The organism is Vreelandella sp. ssv, from assembly GCF_059448525.1.
On record NZ_CM182545.1, the window covers coordinates 151027 to 172492 of the forward strand.

General features: G+C 54.9%; 16 protein-coding genes and 4 tRNA genes. 16 read left to right on the top strand and 4 right to left on the bottom strand.

Features of this window, described 5'->3' with window-relative positions:
• Window positions 1-8: 8 nt before the first annotated feature.
• From AC5TBW_RS00685 to typA, 4 genes are all read right to left on the bottom strand, one after another.
• Window positions 9-728 carry an ABC transporter ATP-binding protein gene (locus AC5TBW_RS00685; protein ID WP_495510283.1) on the bottom strand — a complete coding sequence of 240 codons (720 nt, stop codon included), beginning with the start codon at window positions 726-728 and terminating at the stop codon, window positions 9-11.
• 77 nt (window positions 729-805) lie between these two features.
• On the bottom strand, window positions 806-1576 hold the full coding sequence (locus AC5TBW_RS00690; protein WP_495510284.1) for an ABC transporter ATP-binding protein: 771 nt from the start codon (window positions 1574-1576) through the stop codon (window positions 806-808).
• A 49-nt stretch (window positions 1577-1625) separates the two neighbouring features.
• A complete protein-coding gene (locus AC5TBW_RS00695; RefSeq protein ID WP_495510285.1) occupies window positions 1626-3071 on the bottom strand; it encodes a sodium-dependent transporter in 1446 nt (481 codons plus the stop codon).
• A gap of 267 nt (window positions 3072-3338) precedes the next feature.
• The gene (typA, locus tag AC5TBW_RS00700; RefSeq protein WP_495510286.1) at window positions 3339-5189 is read right to left on the bottom strand and encodes a translational GTPase TypA; all 1851 of its coding nucleotides are present in this window, start codon (window positions 5187-5189) and stop codon (window positions 3339-3341) included.
• 235 nt (window positions 5190-5424) lie between these two features.
• Here typA and AC5TBW_RS00705 point away from each other — a divergent pair, with 235 nt between their 5' ends.
• The 16 genes from AC5TBW_RS00705 (at window position 5425) to rpsG (ending at window position 21390) form a co-directional block, all read left to right on the top strand.
• Window positions 5425-6420 carry a biotin--[acetyl-CoA-carboxylase] ligase gene (locus tag AC5TBW_RS00705; protein ID WP_495510287.1) on the top strand — a complete coding sequence of 332 codons (996 nt, stop codon included), beginning with the start codon at window positions 5425-5427 and terminating at the stop codon, window positions 6418-6420.
• Window positions 6417-7256: a type III pantothenate kinase gene (locus tag AC5TBW_RS00710; protein WP_495510288.1), complete on the top strand. Its 840-nt coding sequence runs from the start codon at window positions 6417-6419 to the stop codon at window positions 7254-7256. Before AC5TBW_RS00705 ends, AC5TBW_RS00710 begins: the two co-directional genes overlap by 4 nt.
• A 151-nt stretch (window positions 7257-7407) precedes the next feature.
• Window positions 7408-7491, top strand: a tRNA-Tyr gene (locus AC5TBW_RS00715).
• A 126-nt stretch (window positions 7492-7617) separates the two neighbouring features.
• A tRNA-Gly gene (locus AC5TBW_RS00720) sits at window positions 7618-7691 on the top strand.
• A 13-nt stretch (window positions 7692-7704) separates the two neighbouring features.
• Window positions 7705-7779, top strand: a tRNA-Thr gene (locus AC5TBW_RS00725).
• Between the two features lie 190 nt (window positions 7780-7969).
• Window positions 7970-8045: transfer RNA gene (locus AC5TBW_RS00730), tRNA-Trp, on the top strand.
• Between the two features lie 73 nt (window positions 8046-8118).
• A complete protein-coding gene (gene secE, locus AC5TBW_RS00735) occupies window positions 8119-8502 on the top strand; it encodes a preprotein translocase subunit SecE (protein ID WP_008959179.1) in 384 nt (127 codons plus the stop codon).
• Window positions 8503-8510: 8 nt separating this feature from the next.
• Window positions 8511-9044, top strand: coding sequence for a transcription termination/antitermination protein NusG (gene nusG, locus AC5TBW_RS00740; protein WP_101147119.1), 534 nt, complete (start codon window positions 8511-8513; stop codon window positions 9042-9044).
• Between the two features lie 86 nt (window positions 9045-9130).
• Complete coding sequence (rplK, locus tag AC5TBW_RS00745) at window positions 9131-9562, top strand: 50S ribosomal protein L11 (protein ID WP_007112017.1); 432 nt, start codon at window positions 9131-9133, stop codon at window positions 9560-9562.
• Window positions 9563-9564: 2 nt separating this feature from the next.
• Window positions 9565-10257, top strand: coding sequence for a 50S ribosomal protein L1 (gene rplA / locus AC5TBW_RS00750; RefSeq protein WP_495510289.1), 693 nt, complete (start codon window positions 9565-9567; stop codon window positions 10255-10257).
• A 323-nt stretch (window positions 10258-10580) separates the two neighbouring features.
• On the top strand, window positions 10581-11087 hold the full coding sequence (gene rplJ, locus AC5TBW_RS00755) for a 50S ribosomal protein L10 (protein ID WP_495510290.1): 507 nt from the start codon (window positions 10581-10583) through the stop codon (window positions 11085-11087).
• A gap of 112 nt (window positions 11088-11199) precedes the next feature.
• Complete coding sequence (gene rplL / locus AC5TBW_RS00760; protein WP_008959176.1) at window positions 11200-11568, top strand: 50S ribosomal protein L7/L12; 369 nt, start codon at window positions 11200-11202, stop codon at window positions 11566-11568.
• A gap of 270 nt (window positions 11569-11838) precedes the next feature.
• On the top strand, window positions 11839-15915 hold the full coding sequence (gene rpoB, locus AC5TBW_RS00765; protein ID WP_495510291.1) for a DNA-directed RNA polymerase subunit beta: 4077 nt from the start codon (window positions 11839-11841) through the stop codon (window positions 15913-15915).
• A 10-nt stretch (window positions 15916-15925) separates the two neighbouring features.
• Window positions 15926-20140, top strand: a complete 4215-nt coding sequence (gene rpoC, locus AC5TBW_RS00770; RefSeq protein ID WP_495510292.1) for a DNA-directed RNA polymerase subunit beta' — start codon at window positions 15926-15928, stop codon at window positions 20138-20140.
• 210 nt (window positions 20141-20350) lie between these two features.
• Window positions 20351-20725: a 30S ribosomal protein S12 gene (rpsL, locus tag AC5TBW_RS00775; protein WP_008959173.1), complete on the top strand. Its 375-nt coding sequence runs from the start codon at window positions 20351-20353 to the stop codon at window positions 20723-20725.
• A gap of 194 nt (window positions 20726-20919) precedes the next feature.
• Complete coding sequence (gene rpsG, locus AC5TBW_RS00780; RefSeq protein ID WP_008959172.1) at window positions 20920-21390, top strand: 30S ribosomal protein S7; 471 nt, start codon at window positions 20920-20922, stop codon at window positions 21388-21390.
• The last annotated feature ends 76 nt before the right edge of the window (window positions 21391-21466 follow it).

A 21466-nucleotide genomic window follows, 5' to 3' on the forward strand; every position in this document is an offset into this window, starting at 1 on the left:
CCCTGGGGCTAGCCGCCCAAAAAGCTTTTGGCGACATCGGGGTCGGCGAGTAGTGCGGCCCCGGTGTCAGTAAAGCGGTTTTGGCCAGCGGCCAGCACAAAGCCTTTATCGGCTATCGCTAATGCCTGTTTGGCGTTCTGTTCCACCATCAAAATGCCCACGCCAGCGGCGTTGATCTGTTTGACGCGGTCAAAGATTTCATTCATGTAGAGTGGCGACAGCCCCGCGGTGGGCTCATCGAGCAATAGCAGGCTTGGTTCGGCCATTAAGGCTCGCCCCATAGCGACCATCTGGCGCTGACCACCGGAGAGCTCACCGGCGGGCTGGCGTCGTTTTTCATAAAGCGGTGGGAAAAACTCATACACCTGAGCCAGCATGCGCTTAACGTTTTGCGGCTTTAAAAATGCCCCCATCTCCAGATTTTCCTGCACCGAAAGGCTCGGGAAAACGTTCTTCTCCTGGGGCACAAAGCCCATGCCGCGCTGCACCAGTTGGTTAGGCGGCAGGTTTTGGATTGGTTGGCCGTTAAGCAGTATTTCGCCCTGATTAACATGCAGCAGGCCAAAGACCGCTTTCAGCATGGTGGATTTGCCAGCCCCGTTGGGGCCAACGATCACCCCGACCTCATCGGCTTCCAGCGTCATGTTTACCCCGTTAAGGATATTCATACCGCCATAGCCTCCATACACATCCCGCGCGTCGATTAATGGCCTGGTTGTTGATGGCATAAGCAAAGTTTCTCAGCAAGGTCGCTTACTTAAAGCGACATCATTGTAGTCATTGGTGGGTAGCGAAAAGATCACCCTTAAGCGGCATCAGTGCCAAAGTAGGCCTCAATAACCTCAGGGTTGTTTTGGATATCGTTGATATGCCCCTCCACCATCACGCTTCCCTGGGCGAGCACAATCACCGGGTCGCAGAGGCGGGCAATCATCTCCATATCGTGCTCAATCACTAAAAAGGTGTATCCCATCTCCCGGTTAAGGCGCTCAATATTATCGATCAAATCGCCCAGCAGGGTGCGGTTCACCCCGGCGGCGATCTCGTCAAGCAGCACTACCTTGGCATCCGTCATCATGGTGCGACCAAGCTCTAACAGCTTTTTTTGCCCTCCGGATAAATTGCCCGCGAGCTCATTTCGCACGTGATGTAAACCCACGAAATCGATGACTTCCAGCGCGCGGCGGCGCACCTCGGCCTCTTCCCGACGCACCTTGGTTGGCTTTAACCAAGCGCTGAAAAGGCTTTCGCCGGCTTGCCTGGGCGGCACCATCATCAGGTTTTCCAGTGCACTCATCTGGCTGAACTCGTGGGCGATCTGAAAGGTGCGTAGTAATCCGCGATGAAAGCGCTGGTCGGCGCTAAGCGCGGTAATGTCTTCACCATCGAGCAGAATTCGGCCGCTATCGGGCGCTAAGGCACCCGCAATCAAGTTGAACAGGGTTGATTTGCCAGCGCCATTGGGTCCAATCATGCCGGTAATGGAGCCCTTTTCTACTTGTATAGAGCAGTCGTTAATCACCTGTAAGCCGCCGAACGCTTTGTTGACTCGCTGTACATCAATAAGAGGGTTCATGGTGTCTCCACGCGGCGCAGGCGGCTAAGAAGCCGCCTGCGTGCCGTTGTTAAGTTGTTTGTCGTGGTTTTTTGAGCCACCGCTGGCTGGCAGCAAACGCGCCGACGATCAGCAGCGCGCCAAGGGTGGGGGTAAGATAGCCATCCACCTGAGGAATCGTGCGTAAAAATACAAAGGCGACAGCAGCGGGCGCCACAAAGCGCACCAGGAACCGCCAGAACTTAAACCAGGTGACGTTGGTGCCCAACTCTTTCATCACTTCGCTTTGGGTCAACGCCCAGCCTGCGAACAGAGCAATTAATAATCCCCCTACCGGCATAAAGATATTGGTCAATAGCTCAATAAGGTCGAAAGCACTGCGCCCAAACAGGCGATGGAATATCGTCCCCTCGGCCCACACATTGAAGCTGACGACCGTCAACAGTCCCATCGCCCAGGCGGCGATCACCATAATAGTGACTGCCTGAGGGCGGGTCATATCAAAACGCTCTACCAGGAACGCTGCGACGGGCTCAATCAGGGAAATGGAGGAACTGATGGCGGCGCCCAATACCAGGATAAAGAACACGCCGCCCACTAAAGCGCCAAATGGCATTTCGGCAAATGCCAGCGGCAGGGTGACAAACATCAGTCCAGGACCCTGGCCGGTTTCTAACCCCGCGCCAAATACCAGGGCAAAAATGGCCAGGCCAGCGACCATCGCCACGGCGGTATCGACAATAGCGACGGCAAAGGCGGTTCGGGTCAGCGACACATCGCTAGGCATATAGGCGCCGTAGGCCATGATGGCCCCCATGCCTAAGCTCAACGTAAAGAACGACTGCCCCATGGCCTGTAGCCAGCCCTCAAGGCTAAGGTCAGCAATGTTGAAGGTGAACAGGAAATTAGCCGCGGCGGCTAGGTCTCCATTGATAACGCTGTAGGCCAGTACCACCAGCAGAATGACAAACAGCGCGGGCATCATGATCCGTAGCCCCGATTCGATGCCTTTATGTATTCCCATGCCGACGATCAACGCCGACGCTGCAATGAAAATAGTATGATAGAGCGTCATTAGGCCAGGCGACGCTAGAAGGGCATCGAAGCCGTCGCTAATGGTTTGCGCATCAGCTCCCACCAACGAACCGGTCAGCATTAGCCCGGTGTAGTGGATCGCCCAACCGGCAATCACGGAATAAAAGCTTAGAATTAAAAACGCCGAGGCGGCACCCAGCCAGCCGATCATTTCCCAAGCTCGCGAGGTGCCGTGGGTTTTGGTGAGATGTCGCATGCCCATAATCGGGCTTTGTCGACTGTTACGCCCCAACATGATCTCGGCAATGAGAATAGGAATACCGACTGCGAAGATGGTTAGCGCGTACACCAAAATAAAGGCGCCGCCGCCGTTTTCACCAGTCAGGTAAGGAAATCGCCACAGATTGCCTAAGCCGACGGCGGAACCAACCGCCGCGAGAAGAAAGGTACCTTTATGCGTCCAGACGTTTTGACCGCTCATGGGTAAGAGTGTCCGTTTTTCGGTGCAGGATGGGGTAGTATCCAAACACCTGTATGAATATAGAGATGCCAGCGTGCCTTGGACGCGCTGAATTTAACGTTACTGTGCGATAGAACGCGCCGCCTTTCCAGCGTATTAGCGTTTAGGCTGCGTTAAGGGGGCTCTATTGGCAAAGGGTTAACGCTGGGAGCCGTCTGAGCGCAGAAGCAACTAAGCATAAAAAAACCCGCTTTCGCGGGTTTTTGGTGACTCACTGCTTGGAGCGGGTTACTTCTTGCTGTAACGCTTACGCTCAGTCTCTTTCAGCAGCTTTTTACGCAAACGGATATGCACAGGCGTGACCTCGACGAGCTCGTCGGAATCTAGGAACTCGATTGCCTGCTCCAGAGAGAACTTAATCGGCGGGGTTAGCACGATGTTCTCATCGTTACCGGTGGAGCGCATGTTGTCGAGCTTCTTGCCTTTGGTGGGGTTAACCACCATATCGTTAGCGCGATTGTTGATACCGATCAGCATGCCTTCGTAGACTTCCGTGGCGTGATCGATAATCAGCTTGCCGCGCTCTTGCAGTGCATACAGTGCGTAGGCGAGTGCTTTACCGTCAACCATTGAGACCAATACGCCGTTACGACGCTCAATAGAGGCTTCAGGCTTCAGCGGGCCGTAGTGATCAAAACGGCTGGTCAGGATGCCGGTGCCCGAGGTCAGGGTCAGAAACTGACCACGGAAACCGATCAAGCCGCGGGCCGGAATGATGAAGTCCAGGCGAACCCGTCCCTTTCCATCCGGCAACATGTTGGTCATCTCGCCTTTACGATAGCCCAGCTCTTCCATGATGGAGCCTTGGTGCTGCTCTTCACAGTCGATGATGACCTCTTCGTAGGGCTCCTGCTTCTCACCGTCGATCTCTTTGATGATCACTTCGGGGCGACCTACGGCCAGCTCAAAGCCTTCACGACGCATGGTTTCGATCAACACCGAAAGGTGCAGCTCGCCACGCCCGGAAACCTTGAACTTCTCAGGGGTTTCGCCCTGTTCCACGCGCAGCGCCACGTTGTGGATCAGCTCTTGTTCAAGGCGATCCTTGATATTACGGCTGGTCACAAACTTGCCGTCTTTACCGGCGAACGGTGAATCGTTGACCTGGAAGGTCATTGAGACGGTCGGTTCGTCGACAGACAGCGGCGGCAGCGCCTCGACCTTGGCCGGATCGCATAGCGTATCCGAGATTGACAGATCGTCGATGCCGGTCACACAGACGATATCGCCCGCGGTGGCTTCGTTGGTCTGCACGCGCTCAAGGCCCATATGGGTCATGACCTGGCCGATTTTGCCCTTACGCACATTGCCATCAACGCCGATGATCGACACCTGCTGGTTCGGTTTCACCGCGCCACGCTTGATGCGACCCAGGCCGATAACGCCTACGTAGCTGTTGTAATCCAGTGCCGAGATCTGCATCTGGAAAGGGCCGTCAAGTTCAACCTTCGGCGGCTCAACGATATCGACGATGGCCTGGAACATGGGGTCCATGTTGTCCGCCAGCTCTTCAGGATCCATACCGGCAATGCCGTTTAGGGCGGAGCAGTAAATGATCGGGAAATCGAGCTGTTCGTCAGACGCGCCAAGGTTGTCGAACAGATCAAAAATCTGGTCGATAACCCAGTCAGGGCGAGCGCCGGGACGGTCAATCTTGTTGACCACCACGATAGGCTTCAGGCCTTGGGCGAAAGCTTTTTGCGTCACAAAGCGAGTTTGCGGCATTGGGCCATCAACGGCGTCTACTAATAGTAGAACCGAATCGACCATCGACATGACGCGCTCTACTTCACCACCGAAATCGGCGTGCCCAGGCGTATCCACGATATTGATGTGGTAGCCGTTACCTTGGCTGTCTTGCCATTGAATGGCCGTGTTCTTGGCCAAAATGGTAATGCCACGCTCTTTTTCCTGATCGTTTGAGTCCATGATGCGCTCTTGACCTTCTGCTTTACGGTCAAGGGTGCCGGACTGGCTCAGGAGTTTGTCGACCAGTGTGGTTTTACCATGGTCAACGTGGGCTATGATCGCGACGTTGCGCAGGTTATTAACCGCGCTGGAGTTTTGCTGGTTTTGCATGCTGAGAGAGAACTCTTGTGAACACCCGTTTGTCCACGGGTCGGAAAATGCGGGTCGCAAGGGCTGGCAGTTTGCCGACCATCTTGGCTCAGGGCTTGCGTCCAATCGCTATTCTACCATGTCAAAGGCTTCGCTGATATTACTGGAGCGCTTATCGACCTTGGTCGCCCCTAGGAAAGTTTTCGCAGCGAACCTCCATCCGCTAGAATAGCGCTTTTCCCATTGGGGCAGGAGCATGACCATCGGCAACCTGATGCGTTTGTTAAGCGATGGCGAGGTTCACTCTGGCGAGCAGCTGGGTGAAACGCTGGGTATTTCTCGTGCTGCGGTGTGGAAGCAGTTAAAAAAGCTGGAAGCGTTGGGCGTCGAATTAGTGGCCGTCAAAGGACGTGGCTATCGATTGGCGCAGCGCCTGGAGCCTTTGGAAGGCGCAAAAATTGTCGAGCGTTTGCCTGCGCAGGCACGCCATCACCTTACACGCCTGTTTGTGGAAGATCAGTTGCCCTCCAGTAATGAGTTCGTACGCCAGCGATTTGAACAGGGCGCTGGGCATGGAGAAGTGTGCCTGGTTGAACTGCAAACGGCGGGGCGTGGGCGACGCGGTCGCGTCTGGTCGACGCCTTGGGGGCAGAGCTTAATGCTCTCGTTGGGCTGGCGCTTTGAATCGGGTATCGCGGTGTTGGAAGGGTTGAGTCTGGCCGTTGGGGTTGTAGTGTCGCAGGTGCTAGAGCAGCATGGCGTGGCGCCTAAGCTTAAGTGGCCTAACGATATATTGCTGTCCGAACAGGGCGATGCAGAGGGCGACGAGCTAGGTAAGCTGGCCGGCATTCTTATCGAAGTGACAGGCGATGCAGCGGGCCCCTGCGAAGTCGTCATTGGGATGGGTATGAACCTGTGGCTGCCCGCTGCTCAGCGGGCAGCGATCGACCAGCCGGTCGCGGCGCTTTTCGAGCGGTTGCCGGACATCTCGCGCAATCAGTTGGCCTCAGACGTAGTGTCGGGCCTGCTGGCGATGCTGGCTGACTTTGAGCATCATGGCTTTGGCGCCTGGCAGGATGCGTGGAATCAGCGTCACGCCTATGCAGGCCAGCCGATTAGAGTGATTCAAGGGCAGAAAACCAGCGATGCTATCGCCGGAGAAGTAGATGAGAGTGGTAACCTCTGGGTTACCGAAAATGGTCACTCGCGACGCCTAGCCGGCGGTGAGATCAGCGTACGCAGGCGTTTATGATTTTGGATCTTGATATCGGCAACACGCTGTCTAAATGGCGGCTCAAGGATGCCGAGAGTAGCGAGATAAGGTCGCGAGGGGCGGTGTGGACTCGTGAAGAGTGGCGGCCTGGGGCCGATATTCCCGATCTTGACGTGGTTGAGGCGGTGCGTATATCAAGCGTTGCCAGGGCAGCCGTGCTGGAAGAGACGGTCGCTTTGCTGCGCCGCCGGGTACGCCATGTGTACGTAGCGCACTCTACCCATGAGGCGCTCGGCGTGGTGAATGGCTACGAAGAGCCGGGTCGCCTAGGCGTCGATCGTTGGATGGGGGCGCTGGCGGGCTATCAGTTGGCGGGCGGTTGCTGCGCGGTGGATTGCGGAAGTGCCATTACGATCGACTTTGTGCTCCCAGGCGGCCAGCACCTAGGCGGCTTTATTATCCCCGGTCTTCGCTTGATGAAAGAGAGCTTAAAGCTCGGTACTCGTAATGTCGCCATCGACCCTGAAAGCGAGGCCGATGAGCTTTTAGAGCCGGGGCGGCGCACCGTGGATGCCGTCAACCACGGTATTTATATGGCCGCCGTCAGTGCCATTAACCGCATTTATAGTGAAGTGTGCGATCAAGAAGGCGTGGCGTTACCGATGCTGCTGACAGGAGGCGATGCCCGGGTTGTCTCCCGGGGGGTGCAGGTGCCTCATGCCGTATGGCCGGACATGGTCTATGGCGGCTTGGAGGCATGCTTTCCGATGACCTTTGCTGAACGTGCCGGTAAAATGTCAGGAGCGCCGCGAGTGCCTGAGCCTGTGTCGCTAGAAAAGATTCGTGCGGGACTTGCATTCTCAATGTTGCTTTGACAGAATGCAGCGCGTTCGAAGGCGAGGCATAAGCGTCTCGCGATGTTGAAAGTGCTGATGTTTTATGAGTTGATAAGCTAAGCTTTTCATAGCCATAACGATTATCAGGCTTGACACATTTTTGAAGGCTGGCATAATATGCCGCCACGTTGGAGAGATTCCCGAGTGGCCAAAGGGAGCAGACTGTAAATCTGCCGCGAAAGCTTCGAAGGTTCGAATCCTTCTCTCTCCACCAGAATTAGGCCGCAGCGATTTAATCGGTGCGGCTGAATGATAAGCCGGTAGCGGGCATTGTCTACGAATTATAGCTTGGTAAAGCTATAAGGCGGCGCATAGCGGATTGTCATTCAAGACAGGTTCTGCGGGCGTAGTTCAAAGGTAGAACCTCAGCCTTCCAAGCTGATGGTGCGGGTTCGATTCCCGCCGCCCGCTCCAGTTGATGTGTTTAGCTCATGTAGCTCAGGGGTAGAGCACACCCTTGGTAAGGGTGAGGTCGACGGTTCAATTCCGTCCATGAGCTCCATATTGCAGATAAAGCGAGCGAAGCTCGCTTTTTTTGTCTCTGCGCTTAGGTGGCTTGAATAGGGTCTGAGCGTAAAGAAGGGGTTGTCAGAAGTGGCTTTCTTCGCTACCATGGCGCCCGCTGTTGTATAGGCGATTGAAAAAGACGCTTATCGATAGATGTAGAGTTGTTAAAATCAGTACGACGATACAGGCCAGTAGCTCAATTGGCAGAGCAGCGGTCTCCAAAACCGCAGGTTGGGGGTTCGATTCCCTCCTGGCCTGCCAACCTTCCCCAGGTTGGTATGTCTTTTTCCAAAATTCTTTTATCGTTCGCCGCACCCTGAGGAGTCTCGTTTTTATGAAGCCTGGTTCTGTAAAACATGGCGCCGAGGTGCAACAGACGCGCCATGACGGGCTCAAGTGGGCGGCGGTCGTGGCGCTGCTTGTCGTTGCAGTCGTTGGTAATACCTATTTCGCCGATATTGGCCTGCTCTACCGCGTGCTTGGTGTGGTGGTGTTGTGTGTGATTGCGGGTTTGATCGCGCTGACCACTACCAAGGGTCGTGATTTAGTAGAGCTTGCCAGAAGCGCCAAGAAAGAGATTCAGCGCGTTGTATGGCCGACCCGTGCCGAAACCATCCAAACCACCGCCATCGTGCTGGTGGCGGTGCTGGTGGTGGGGCTGATGCTGTGGTTGATCGACACTCTTCTTGGCTGGGCGATGTCCGGCGTCATTGGTTAGGAGTTTTCATGTCCAAACGTTGGTACGTCGTTCACGCTTATTCTGGCTTTGAAAAGCATGTCATGCGCTCCTTGATTGAGCGTGTGAAAATGTACGGTATGGAAGATCGCTTCGGCGAAATTCTGGTGCCGACAGAAGAAGTCGTCGAGATGCGTGACGGCAAGCGACGCAAGAGCGAGCGTAAATTCTATCCCGGCTATGTATTGGTCGAGATGGAAATGGCCGACGAAACATGGCATCTCGTCAACGAAACGCCACGTGTGATGGGCTTTATCGGCGGCACGAAAGAGAAGCCTGCGCCGATCACGTCACGCGAAGCAGATGCAATTTTGCTGCGTGTTAAAGATGGCACCGACAAGCCGCGGCCCAAAACAATGTTTGAGCCGGGCCAATCAGTGCGTGTTGTTGACGGGCCGTTTGCTGATTTCAACGGCGTTGTCGAAGAAGTGAATTATGAAAAGAGTCGTCTGCAGGTCAGCGTGCTGATTTTCGGGCGCTCTACGCCTGTTGAGTTAGAGTTCTCTCAGGTTGAGAAAGAGTAAGTTTTGATTCGCGTGAGACGACTCAATAGTCGTCTTGCTGGTACCGGGGAGCCTTCGGGCGCTATTACCCAATTGGAGCATAAACGATGGCCAAGAAAGTACAGGCTTATATCAAACTGCAGGTTGCTGCAGGTAAAGCCAATCCAAGCCCGCCGGTAGGCCCAGCACTGGGTCAGCACGGCGTGAACATCATGGAATTCTGTAAGGCGTTCAACGCAGCGACTCAAGAGATTGAGCCGGGTCTGCCGACGCCAGTCGTGATCACTGTCTACTCTGACCGTAGCTTCACGTTCGTCACCAAGACGCCGCCTGCTGCCGTGCTGCTGAAAAAAGCGGCGGGTATCAAGTCCGGTTCTGGTGAGCCGAACAAGAAGAAGGTTGGCACTGTGACGCGTGAGCAGCTTGAAGAGATCGCCAAAACGAAAGAGCCTGATTTAACGGCTGCGAATCTTGATGCCGCTGTGCGCACCATTGCTGGCAGCGCTCGCAGCATGGGCCTAAACGTGGAGGGTCTCTGATCATGGCTAAACTGTCTAAGCGTGCGAAGGTAATTCGCGAGAAAGTAGACGCTACTAAATCTTACTCTATTGAAGAAGCGGTAGCGCTGCTCTCTGAGCTGTCTACGGTTAAATTCAAAGAGTCTGTTGATATTGCTATCAACCTTGGCGTTGACCCGCGTAAATCAGACCAGGTTGTGCGTGGCGCTACCGTCATGCCTAACGGTACTGGTAAAGACGTACGTGTTGCGGTCTTCACTCAAGGTGCCAATGCCGATGCCGCTAAAGAAGCCGGTGCCGACATCGTGGGTATGGATGACTTGGCCGAGCAAGTGAAAAAAGGCGTGATGGATTTTGACGTCGTTATCGCTTCGCCAGACGCTATGCGCGTTGTTGGTCAGTTGGGTCAGATTCTAGGTCCGCGTGGCCTGATGCCTAACCCGAAAGTTGGCACCGTAACGCCTGATGTGGCGACTGCGGTCAAAAACGCTAAAGCGGGTCAGGTGCGTTTCCGTACCGACAAAAACGGCATCATCCACACTACCCTGGGTAAAGTGGATTTTGACGTGGCAGCTATTAACGGCAACCTGGAAGCCCTGGTTGCTGACCTTAAACGCCTCAAGCCGAGCGCGTCTAAAGGCATTTACTTCAAAAAAATGACTCTGTCCACTACCATGGGTCCGGGTTTAACAATCGATCACTCTGCTTTCGCATAAGCGAGTCATCGTTGGTTTTTTTGTAGGAACCGAGCAAGAACTTTGCGGTCCCCCGTTTGGTTATTAACACTGGCCGGGGCATCGTCAAAGACCGCAGGTGCCGCGCTTAGTATGTACACTTAGCATTTTGTATATACAGGGGCGGCTTAATTGCCTCATAAGCGCCTGCGCAGATGGTGTGGCCGCCAGTTGGTTAAGCTTGAAAGCTTTCTGGTGAGCACCATCCCCAAGGCTTTCCGCATTGCAGTTTTTTGCAATTAAGAGCGGAAAGAGATGGTAACCACCGGGACCTTCTTGGGTTCCGGCACGAAGGAGTGATCACTGTGCCACTAGCACTTGAAGGCAAGAAAGCGATTGTTGCCGAGGTCAGTGAAGCGGCCAAGGGCGCACTCTCCGTCGTAGTTGCTGATTCTCGCGGCGTTACGGTTGGTAAAATGACCGATCTGCGCAAGCAAGCGCGTGAGAATGGTGTAGAGCTGCGTGTTGTTCGTAATACGCTGGCTCGCCGCGCTCTCGAGGGCACTCAGTGGGAGTGCTTGAACGATAGCTTTGTTGGTCCTACGTTATTGGCTTTCTCTACTGATCATCCGGGCGCTGCCGCTCGTTTGTTCAAAGAGTTTTCCAAAACGAACAAGGACTTCGAAGTAAAAGCGTTGGCCTACGAAGGCGAGCTGATTCCGGCTGCTGACATCGACCGTCTGGCAACCCTACCGACTTACGACGAAGCAATTGCCAAGTTGATGTCGGTAATGAAAGAAGCCTCCGCTGGCAAGCTGGTTCGTACTCTGGCCGCACTGCGCGACCAGAAGCAAGAAGCAGAAGCTGCTTAAGCAGCGTTTCTTGCAGGCGGCGTGAACGATCTGATCGCTACGCTGCCTGAACCGAGCAATGAATCCTGAGTCATCGGCTGACCGAGACTCCCGCAAAGTTAGGAATGAAACAATGGCACTGTCTAAAGACGATATCATCAATGCTGTAGCCGACATGTCCGTAATGGAAGTTGTCGAGCTGATCGAAGCAATGGAAGAGAAATTCGGCGTTTCTGCAGCGGCTGCCGTAATGGCTGGTCCGGCTGCTGGCGGCGAAGTAGCTGAAGAACAGACTGAATTTGACGTCGTTCTGACCGCTGCTGGCGACAAGAAAGTTAACGTGATCAAAGCAGTACGCGAGATCACCGGCCTTGGCTTGAAAGAAGCTAAAGGTGCTGTTGACGGCGCTCCGGCGACCATCAAAGAAGGTCTGTCTAAGGACGACGCTGAAGCAGCTAAAGCTAAGCTGGAAGAAGCGGGCGCAACCGTCGAGCTCAAGTAATTCTTGTGCGGACGGCTTTACGCGCTGCGTAAGCTTCCACGGCTGGCGGCGGGATATCCCGCTGCCGGCCTTTTTCTGTTGCAACTGGTGTTTCATTAAAAGCAGTCGCAATGGAAACGTAGAAATAGTGTTATCGACTACAGTGTTATCGAACTAGATTTTCGACGGCGAGCTACCGATTTAGGAGCTTGCTGTCTGCGTCTGACGAAGCCCGCCGGGCAGCGATGACCACGCATCGGTCACCCATGGTGAACAAGCTGGGGAATACAGATGGCTTACTCATATACTGAGAAAAAACGCATCCGCAAGGATTTCGGCAAACTGCCCCAAGTGATGGATGTGCCTTACTTGCTGGCGATCCAGCTTGATTCCTATTACGACTTCCTCCAGCAAGATCGTTCGCCCGACGAGCGTCACGAAGTCGGTCTGCACGCGGCATTCAAGTCCGTGTTTCCGATTGAGAGCTTTTCCGGCAATGCAGCGCTTGAGTATGTCAGCTACCGCTTCGGCACGCCGGCGTTCGATGTTAAGGAGTGCCAGCTGCGCGGCGTGACTTACTCCGCCCCGCTGCGCGTTAAGGTTCGCTTGATCATCTATGATCGCGACTCCTCGAACAAAGCAATCAAAGATATTAAAGAGCAGGAAGTCTACATGGGGGAAATCCCCCTGATGACCGAGAACGGTACCTTTGTTATCAACGGTACTGAGCGGGTTATCGTTTCCCAGCTCCACCGCTCACCCGGTGTGTTCTTTGATCATGACAAAGGGAAGAGCCACTCTTCCGGTAAACTGCTCTATTCAGCCCGCGTGATTCCTTACCGTGGCTCCTGGTTAGACTTTGAATTTGATCCCAAAGATAATGTCTTTGTACGTATTGACCGTCGCCGCAAACTGCCGGCGTCTGTTCTCATGCGTGCGTTGGGAATGAGCACCGAAGAGATCCTTGCCGAGTTCTTCGAAACCAGCGTTTTCCATATCGAGAAATCCGGTTTCTCTGTAGAACTGGTTCCGTCGCGGCTGCGTGGCGAGACGGCTACTTTCGACATCAAGGATGGCGAAGGTAATGTGATCGTTGAAGAGGGTCGCCGGATCACCCAGAAGCACATTCGTCAGCTTGAAAAAGCCGGCCTTGAGCGTCTGGATGTGCCGATGGAGTACCTGTTCGGTAAAACCCTGGCCAAAGATCAAATCGACTCCAAAACAGGCGAGTTGATCTGCCCGTGTAATACCGAGATCTCACCGGAAGTGCTCGAGCGTATGGCTCAGGGTGGCATTGCGCTGATCGAAACCCTGTACACCAACGACCTTGATTGCGGTTCTTTCATCTCCGACACCCTGAAACTGGATGCCACTAATTCAGCTCTGGAAGCGTTGGTCGAAATTTACCGCATGATGCGTCCCGGCGAGCCGCCGACCAAAGAGTCTGCGGAAACGCTGTTTAACAACCTGTTCTTCAGCGAAGACCGCTACGACCTGTCGGGCGTTGGCCGCATGAAGTTCAACCGTCGCCTGCGCCGTGATACTGACACCGGCTCTGGCGTACTGGATCGCAAAGACATTCTTGATGTACTGCGCGAGCTGATCAATATCCGTAACGGTTTCGGTGACGTTGATGATATCGATCACCTGGGTAACCGCCGTATTCGCTGTGTTGGCGAAATGGCCGAGAACCAGTTCCGCGTTGGTCTGGTGCGTGTAGAGCGTGCTGTTAAAGAGCGTCTTTCCATGGCGGAAAGCGAAGGCCTGATGCCGCAAGACTTAATCAACGCCAAGCCCGTTGCGGCGGCGGTGAAAGAGTTCTTCGGTTCCAGCCAGCTTTCGCAGTTTATGGATCAGAACAACCCGCTCTCGGAAGTTACCCACAAGCGTCGTGTGTCCGCACTCGGCCCCGGTGGTTTGACCCGTGAGCGTGCTGGCTTCGAAGTACGTGACGTTCACGCCACGCACTACGGGCGTCTATGCCCCATCGAAACGCCAGAAGGCCCGAATATCGGTCTGATTAACTCGCTGGCCACATACAGCCACACTAACAGCTACGGCTTCCTTGAAACGCCGTACCGTAAAGTGGTGGATCGTCAGTTGACCGACGACATCGTTCACCTCTCGGCGATCGAAGAGGGCGACTTTGTTATCGCCCAGGCGTCAGCAGCGGTGGATGAGTCCAACAAGCTAAGTGATGACCTGGTTCAGGTTCGTCACCGCGGTGAAACGACCTTTATGCGTCCTGAACAAGTGACGCTAATGGACGTATCGCCACGTCAGGTCGTCTCCGTCGCAGCGGCATTGATTCCGTTCCTGGAGCACGATGACGCCAACCGCGCCTTGATGGGTTCTAACATGCAGCGTCAGGCGGTACCGACCCTGCGTGCTGATAAGCCGTTGGTAGGTACGGGCATGGAGCGCTTTGTTGCCCGTGACTCCGGTGTCTGTGCGGTGGCCAATCGTGGCGGTGTGATTGACTCCGTTGATGCGCGTCGTGTCGTGGTGCGGGTTAATGAAGATGAAATCATCGGCGGTGAAGCCGGTGTTGATATCTACAACCTGACCAAGTACACCCGCTCGAACCAGAACACCTGTATGAACCAGCGCCCCATCGTGCGGCCTGGCGACAACGTGGCGCGTGGCGATATTCTCGCTGATGGCCCGTCTGTCGACATGGGTGACCTGGCCCTTGGCCAGAACATGCGCATCGCGTTTATGCCCTGGAACGGTTACAACTTCGAGGACTCGATCCTGCTTTCCGAGCGGGTCGTCCAAGAAGACCGTTTCACTACGATCCACATTCAGGAACTGACCTGTGTGTCTCGCGACACCAAGTTGGGCTCGGAAGAGATTACCTCCGATATCCCCAATGTGGGTGAGTCGGCGCTCTCCAAGCTGGATGAGGCGGGCGTTGTTTACATCGGTGCAGAAGTCGGCCCCGGCGACATTCTGGTCGGTAAGGTGACACCGAAGGGTGAAACCCAGCTGACGCCAGAAGAGAAGCTGTTGCGTGCCATCTTTGGTGAGAAAGCGTCTGACGTTAAAGACACTTCTCTGCGTGCCCCGACCGGCATGAAAGGCACCGTCATCGACGTTCAGGTGTTCACCCGTGACGGCGTTGATAAAGATTCCCGGGCGCTATCCATTGAGCGTACGCAGCTCGATGAAGTGCGTAAGGATCTGCAAGAGACATATCGTATTGCTGAAGACGCAACGTTTGAGCGTCTAAAGCGCACCCTTGATGGTCAGGGCGTTAATGGCGGACCGAACCTCAAGAAAGGTGATGTTCTCGACGAAGCGTACCTGGATGAATTGCCGCGCCAGCAGTGGTTCAAACTGCGCATGCAGGATGAGTCCTACAATGAGCTGTTGGCTCAGGCCGACGAGCAGCTTGAAAACCGTCGTAAAGAGATGGACGAGCGTTTCGAAGATAAGAAGCGCAAGCTGACCCAGGGCGATGATCTCGCGCCGGGCGTGCTGAAAATCGTCAAGGTCTACATGGCCGTTAAGCGTCGTATCCAGCCAGGCGACAAGATGGCGGGTCGTCACGGTAACAAAGGTGTTATCTCGGCCATCATGCCGATCGAAGACATGCCGTTTGACGAGAAGGGCGAGCCGGTTGACGTGGTGCTGAACCCGCTGGGCGTACCGTCGCGTATGAACGTCGGTCAGATTTTGGAAACCCACTTGGGTATGGCAGCACGCGGCTTGGGCGTCAAGATCGAAGCCATGCTGCGCGATGCGCGCGGACAGCAAGTGGCCGAGATTCGTGACTTCCTGGGGCAGATCTACAATACGCAAGGTACGCGTGTTGAAGACCTCGATTCCCTGACCGACGATGAGATCATCGCGCTGGCGAAGAACCTCAAAGGGGGTGTGCCGATGGCCACGCCGGTGTTTGACGGTGCCAAAGAGCACGAAATCAAGCACCTGCTGAAGCTTGCTGACATCCCAGAGTCGGGTCAGATGGCCCTATTCGATGGCCGTACCGGTGACGCCTTTGATCGTCCGGTTACCGTCGGCTACATGTATATGTTGAAGCTTAACCACTTGGTAGACGACAAGATGCACGCGCGTTCTACCGGTTCTTACTCGCTGGTTACCCAGCAGCCCTTGGGTGGTAAGGCGCAATTCGGTGGTCAGCGCTTCGGTGAGATGGAGGTGTGGGCGTTGGAAGCATACGGCGCCGCATACACGCTTCAAGAGATGCTCACCGTCAAGTCGGACGACGTCGAAGGCCGCACCAAGATGTATAAAAACATCGTGGATGGCGACCACACCATGCAGGCAGGCATGCCGGAATCCTTCAACGTACTCGTGAAGGAAATCCGCTCGCTGGGCATCGATATCGAGTTAGAGAGCTAGGAGCCGTCACATGAAAGATTTGGTGAAAGTACTCAAATCGCAGTCTCAGTCCGAAGAGTTTGACGCGATCAAGATTACCCTTGCGTCGCCGGACATGATTCGCTCCTGGTCGTTTGGCGAGGTGAAGAAGCCTGAGACCATCAACTACCGTACCTTTAAGCCGGAGCGGGACGGTCTGTTCTGCGCCAAAATTTTTGGCCCGGTAAAAGACTACGAGTGCCTGTGCGGCAAGTATAAGCGCATGAAGCACCGCGGTATTATCTGTGAGAAGTGTGGCGTTGAAGTAACCAAAGCCGCCGTGCGTCGTGAGCGCATGGGGCACATTGAGCTGGCCTCACCGGTCGCGCATATCTGGTTCCTGAAATCGCTGCCGTCGCGTATCGGCATGTTCCTCGATATGACCCTGCGTGATATCGAGCGCGTGCTCTATTTCGAAAGCTTTGTCGTTATCGACCCAGGCATGACCACGCTGGAGCGTGGTCAGCTGTTGAACGACGAGCAGTACTTCGAAGCGCTGGAAGAGTTCGGCGATGACTTCGACGCCCGTATGGGTGCTGAGGCCGTCCAGGAGCTACTGAAAGACATCGATCTGGAAGAAGAGATTAACCACCTGCGTGAAGAGATTCCGCAGACCAACTCTGAAACCAAGATCAAGAAGCTTTCCAAGCGCCTGAAATTGCTTGAGGCGTTCTACCACTCCGGCAATGCGCCTGCGTGGATGGTCATGGAAGTGCTGCCCGTGTTGCCGCCGGATCTGCGTCCGCTGGTACCGCTTGACGGTGGCCGTTTCGCGACCTCTGATTTGAACGACCTTTACCGTCGTGTGATTAACCGTAATAACCGTCTGAAGCGTCTGCTTGATCTCAATGCGCCGGATATTATCGTGCGCAACGAAAAGCGTATGCTTCAGGAAGCGGTCGATGCGTTGCTGGATAACGGTCGTCGTGGCCGCGCGATCACGGGCTCTAACAAGCGTCCGCTGAAATCGCTTGCCGACATGATCAAAGGTAAGCAGGGTCGTTTCCGTCAGAACTTGCTGGGTAAGCGCGTCGACTACTCGGGCCGTTCGGTGATTACCGTAGGTCCGACGCTGCGTCTGCACCAGTGTGGTCTGCCCAAGAAAATGGCACTTGAGCTGTTCAAGCCGTTTATCTACTCCAAGCTGCAGTCGCTGGGCTACGCCTCAACGATCAAAGCTGCCAAGAAAATGGTCGAGCGCGAGCTGCCGGAAGTATGGGACATCCTCGCCGATGTTATCCGCGAACACCCGGTACTGCTTAACCGTGCACCTACGCTCCACCGTCTGGGCATCCAGGCGTTTGAGCCGCTGTTGATCGAAGGTAAAGCGATCCAGCTGCACCCGCTGGTATGTGCCGCCTACAACGCCGACTTTGACGGTGACCAGATGGCGGTACACGTACCGCTGACGCTGGAAGCCCAGCTTGAAGCCCGTGCGCTGATGATGGCGACCAACAACGTGCTGTCGCCTGCCAACGGCGAGCCGATCATCGTACCGTCGCAAGACGTTGTTCTGGGGCTGTACTATATGACCCGCGAAAAGATCAACGCCAAGGGCGAAGGCATGGTGTTCTCTGACCTCAATGAGGTGGAGCGCGCGTTTGGTACGCAGTCAGTAGCGCTGCACGCTCGCGTTAAAGTGCGTTTAGACGAGATCGACGTTGAAGAAGAGACTGGCGCACGCAGCTTCCATCGCCGTATTTACGATACGACGGTAGGCCGTGCACTGCTGTTCCGCATTCTGCCGGAAGGAGTGCCGTTCGAGCTGATTGATCAGCCGATGAAGAAGAAGGCGATCTCCAGTCTTATCAATGAAGTCTATCGTCGCGCTGGTCTGAAACCGGCCGTTATCTTCGCTGACCAACTGATGTATACCGGCTTCCGTCTGGCTACTTGGTCCGGTGCGTCAATCGGTGTTAACGACTTCGTTATCCCCGAAGCGAAAACCGAAATCGTTGACGCGGCGGAAGCCGAAGTGAAAGAGATCGAAGATCAGTTCTCTTCTGGCCTGGTAACTGCTGGTGAGAAGTACAACAAAGTTATCGATATCTGGTCTAAGGCCAACGACAAAGTCGCCAAGGCGATGATGGTAGGTATCTCTAAAGAGACCGTTATTGATCGTGATGGCAACGAGGTTGAGCAAGATTCGTTCAACAGCGTCTTTATCATGGCCGACTCTGGTGCGCGTGGTTCTGCTGCTCAGATTCGTCAGCTTGCCGGTATGCGTGGCCTGATGGCCAAGCCGGATGGCTCGATCATCGAAACGCCGATCGTTGCTAACTTCCGTGAAGGTCTGAACGTACTTCAGTACTTCATCTCGACCCACGGTGCACGTAAAGGTCTTGCGGATACGGCTCTGAAAACGGCCAACTCCGGTTACCTGACGCGTCGCTTGGTAGACGTAGCGCAAGACTTGGTCATCACTGAAGTTGACTGTGGTACTGAAAATGGCCTGACGCTGCACCCAATCATCGAAGGCGGTGACATCATTGTACCGCTTTCCCAGCGTGTACTAGGCCGCGTGGTGGCTCAGGATGTCATTCATCCGGGCAGCGGTGAAGTGCAGCTTGCTAAAGGTACTCTGCTCGACGAGAAGTGGTGTGCCGAGCTCGATACCATGGGTGTCGACGAGATCATCGTGCGCTCTACGATCACCTGTGAGACAGCGCATGGCGTATGTGCCTCCTGTTATGGTCGTGACTTGGCGCGTGGGCATCAGGTCAACATCGGTGAAGCCGTCGGCGTTATCGCTGCACAGTCCATCGGTGAGCCGGGTACCCAGCTGACCATGCGTACGTTCCACATCGGTGGTGCGGCATCGCGTTCTTCTGCGGTTGATAGCGTACAGGTTAAGCACGGCGGTAAGGTTCGTCTGCACAACATCAAGCACGTTGAACGCGCAGACGGCAAACTGGTCGTGGTATCGCGTTCAAGCGCCCTGGCAGTGGCAGATGACCACGGCCGTGAGCGTGAGTACTACAAGCTGCCTTACGGTGCCGAGCTTTCTGTACGTGATGGCGATGTTGTGGATGCCGGTTCGATTGTCGCCAAATGGGATCCGCACACCCATCCGATCGTGGCCGAAGTAGAAGGTAAGGCGCAGTTCATCGATCTTGACGAGGGTGTCACCATGCACCGTAGCGTCGATGAGATGACCGGCTTGTCTTCCATTGAGGTTATCGAGTCAGCCGCACGTCCGATGGCAGGCCGCGACAAGCGTCCGATGGTCATGCTGCAAGACAGCGCGGGTGAGTACGTGTCTGTGTCCGGTTCGAATACCCCAGTGCAGTACTTGCTGCCTGGCAACTCGATTATCTCGGTCGACGATGGCGTGACGATCGGCGTGGGTGAAGTCGTCGCCCGTATTCCGGTAGAAGCTTCTGCGAACAAAGATATCACCGGTGGTCTGCCGCGGGTTGCTGATCTGTTCGAGGCGCGTAAGCCGAAAGAGTCGTCTATCCTGGCGGAAATCAGCGGTGTCATTAGCTTTGGTAAAGAGACCAAAGGCAAGCGTCGCTTGATGATTACCCCAGAATCAGGCGATCCATTCGAGGCGCTGATTCCGAAGTGGCGTCAAATTGCCGTCTTCGAAGGTGAAACCGTCGAGAAGGGCGAAGTGATTTCTGATGGCCCGAGCAACCCCCACGATATCCTGCGGTTATTGGGTGTTGAGGAACTCGCCAAGTACATCACTGCCGAAGTGCAAGACGTTTATCGTCTGCAAGGCGTTGGTATCAATGACAAGCACATCGAAGTGATTGTGCGTCAGATGCTGCGTAAGGTAGAGCTAACTGATTCAGGCGACTCTGATTTCATCACCGGCGACCAAGCTGAGCTTGTGCGCGTGCTGGAGCAGAACGAGCGTCTTGAAAAAGAGAAAAAATTCCCAGCCAAGTATCAACGTATGTTGTTGGGTATCACCAAGGCCAGCTTGGCTACCGAATCGTTCATCTCTGCGGCCTCCTTCCAGGAGACAACCCGCGTACTGACGGAAGCGGCGGTCACCGGCAAGCGCGATTACCTGCGCGGCCTGAAAGAAAACGTGGTAGTTGGACGTCTAATCCCGGCGGGTACCGGTTTGACTCACCACGCAGAGCGTCGTCGCAAGCGCGAAGACGTTGAGCAACTGTTCAATCCTTCGGCTACCGAAGTCGAACAGGAGCTCGGTGCCCAGTTGACCGCACTCGACTCTGATGACGAGCTGTAGGGCTGGCACTCAAAGCAGTAAGCATGAGTAAGTAAAACGAATAGCTGACCTGAAAAAGCGTCCCCTTGCCGGTAAAACCGCCGGCAAGGCTTGACGAAACCTAGGGTCAGCCTTTAGAATGCGCAGCCTTTAACAGTGGGGTGGGTGCGCCCGCATCCGCTGCACGTATTTGTTAAAAGGCAAGGCAACCATTGGAGTCAGCTAAACACCATGGCAACGATTAATCAGCTAGTGCGTAAGCCGCGCAAGCGCCCCGTCACGAAAAGTGACGTGCCAGCGCTGCAGGCTTGTCCGCAAAAACGTGGCGTATGTACGCGCGTTTACACCACCACCCCGAAGAAGCCTAACTCGGCCCTGCGTAAGGTTTGCCGTGTGCGCCTGACCAACGGCTTTGAAGTGTCTTCTTACATCGGTGGTGAAGGTCACAACCTTCAAGAACACTCTGTCGTTTTGATTCGTGGCGGTCGTGTAAAGGATTTGCCAGGTGTGCGTTATCACACCGTTCGTGGCGCCCTTGACACCTCTGGCGTTCAAAATCGTCGTCAGGGTCGTTCTAAATACGGTACTAAGCGTCCTAAGTCCTAAGTTCAAGTGCCAGGTCTGGCCTAAGTTCTTAGTTGTAGGATAGCTGTACAGCACTGCCGAGCTTGCTGGGTGTGCTGAGTAACGATTATCGCGAATTTGACGGTCTGATAAGAGTAAGGTCGGGCGGCGCTTTGCCTCGTTGCAAGCGCATGAGTTCCGGGTTTACCTGAAAGATCCTTAATTGAGGGCTTATCATGCCTAGAAGAAGAGTAGTAGCGAAACGCGACATCCTTCCGGATCCTAAGTTTGGAAGTGAGCGTCTGGCAAAGTTCATGAACCACCTGATGGTCAGCGGCAAGAAGTCCATAGCTGAGCGTATCGTCTACGGTGCGTTGGACAAGGTTGCCGAGCGTAGTAAAGAAGATCCGCTGGAGATCTTCGACAAGGCGCTGGAAGCTATCCAGCCGATGGTCGAAGTGAAGTCGCGCCGCGTTGGTGGTGCGACCTATCAGGTGCCGGTTGAAGTACGTCCGTCTCGCCGTCAAGCGCTGGCAATGCGCTGGCTGGTAGACGCGGCGCGTCGTCGCGGTGAGAAAACCATGGTGCAGCGTCTGGCAGGTGAAATGCTGGATGCCGCTGAAGGCAAAGGTTCTGCCGTTAAGAAGCGCGAAGACGTGCATCGCATGGCAGAAGCCAACAAGGCCTTCTCGCACTACCGTTTCTAAAATCGGCGTTTCTAAGCACGGCGTTTCTAAGTACGGCTTTATGGTTTTTATATGCACGTTGTTCAGCATGGCGAAG